The sequence below is a fragment of the Streptomyces sp. SID4985 genome, assembly GCF_009863025.1.
In the GTDB taxonomy this organism is placed as follows: Bacteria; Actinomycetota; Actinomycetes; order Streptomycetales; family Streptomycetaceae; genus Streptomyces.
Genome location: NZ_WWIR01000642.1, coordinates 1 through 204, shown reverse-complemented (window position 1 = coordinate 204; position 204 = coordinate 1). Strand labels below are relative to the sequence as shown.

General features: G+C 70.1%; 1 protein-coding gene. It reads right to left on the bottom strand.

Features of this window, described 5'->3' with window-relative positions; all coding sequences use genetic code 11:
- On the bottom strand, positions 1-204 hold a 204-nt coding region (locus GTW40_RS27275), incomplete at both ends, for a ricin-type beta-trefoil lectin domain protein (RefSeq protein WP_161182794.1).

The window sequence follows — 204 nt, the reverse complement described above, 5'->3', positions numbered from 1 at the left end:
GGACCCAGTTCTGGTAGCCGCCGTTGTTGCAGGTGGCCAGCTGGAGCTTGGTACCGGCCGCGCTCACGCCACCGGCTATGTCCAGGCACTTGCCCAGCGTGCGCAGGGTCTGGCCGGTCCAGGTCCACTTCTGGTCGAGGGAGGTGGCCTGCTGGCAGTCCCAGAGCTGGACGGCGGTGCCGTCGCCGCCGGTGTCGTCACCGG